Origin of the sequence: Methylorubrum sp. Q1 (genome assembly GCF_004683995.1) — a bacterium.
GTDB lineage: Bacteria > Pseudomonadota > Alphaproteobacteria > Rhizobiales > Beijerinckiaceae > Methylobacterium.
In genome coordinates this window covers 1-1,351 of record NZ_SRHQ01000076.1, presented here as the reverse complement: position 1 = coordinate 1,351, position 1,351 = coordinate 1, and the positions used below count along the sequence as shown (strand labels likewise).

At 58.0% G+C, this 1,351-nt stretch carries 1 protein-coding gene; it reads left to right on the top strand.

The genetic code is table 11. The features are described from left to right. On the top strand, positions 1 to 1,199 hold a 1,199-nt coding region (locus E4V01_RS25300), incomplete at its 5' end, for a hypothetical protein (RefSeq protein ID WP_210234778.1). Positions 1,200 to 1,351: the final 152 nt, after the last annotated feature.

Genomic DNA, 1,351 nt, shown 5'->3' with positions numbered 1-1,351 from the left:
CACTAGGAGGCGTGAACCGACAGGTGTTAGGCCGAGGTCATCAGGCCCGACGTGAAGGAGGAATGATGGCGACGCAATCTGGGGTGTTCGTACTGAAAGCCGATGAGGCCCTCGTTCCGATGCTGCCGGCCCACTTCGCGGCCGAGCTTGATTTTCAAAAGCTCCTTTCGAAGTTTCCTTCCCTTTTGGTCGGGGACCAGATCAACCCCGACCAGCCGAGGCGCTTCGTCCTAGTTCGGCAAGAGCTGTCCATCGGACATGAGGATGAGGTGACACGCTGGTCGCTCGACCATCTCTTCCTCGACCAAGATGGCGTCCCGACGCTTGTTGAAGTCAAGCGGCAATCCGACAGCCGCCTGCGCCGCGAAGTGGTTGGGCAGATGCTCGACTACGCCGCAAACTTCCAGTCCTTCTGGAACGCAGAACGGATCGCCGCCGCTTTTGAGGCAACATGCCTCCAAGCCGGGACGGATGCCAACGTCACGCTCGCTGAACTCCTTGAACCGCCGGCCACAGCCGAATGGTTCTGGAGCGCGGTCGGCACGAACATTCAGGCAGGCAAGTTGCGACTCTTGTTCGTAGCTGACCACATACCTACTGAGCTTCGCCGAATCGTCGAGTTCCTCAACATACAAATGAACCCTGCGGAAGTTCTTGCGCTGGAACTTCGGCAGTTCGTAGGCGAGGGCCTTCGAACCATTGTGCCAGTGGTCTTCGGGCAGACCCAGGAGGCTGCCGGCAGGAAGGACGCTGTGAAGGGTACTCGCTGGACCGAGGAAAGGCTGATCGCGGCCTTCGAAGATAAATACCCAGCAGAGGAAGTTTCAGTCGCAAGGGCATTGCTTAATTGGATGAAAAGTACGGGCCTGCCGCTCGTCTTCGGCACGGGTCGAGAAAACGGCTCGGTCTACCCGCTTTTAAAACCACTAGGTGTAGCTATTAATCCGGCTTACCTCTCAACAGAGGGTAAGGTGTGGCTGCAGTTCAAATCGCTGGATGGCAAGCCGGTGTTCGGCGATATAGACCAGCGCCGAGAGTTGATGCGTCGTTTCGCCGAGATCGACGGAGTGTCCCTCGACGATTCCTCGCTGAACCGCTGGGCCGCAGTGCCTTTGCAGCAAGTGGCCGCGGATCCTGCTGGAGCCACGAAGCTGATCTCTGCGTTCGAATGGATCATCCAGCAGGTGAAGGCGGCCTGAGAAACGGCATCGGATCTTCGCAGTCAGACGTCCTTAATTTCTCTTCGGCGCAGGACGGACAATTGCTTCTTGTGTCCAGACTGGTGGATCGATGGTGAGGATGTTGTGGCCGCCGGGACTTGCCACTCCATGCCATGGTAGCTTTCGGAGGC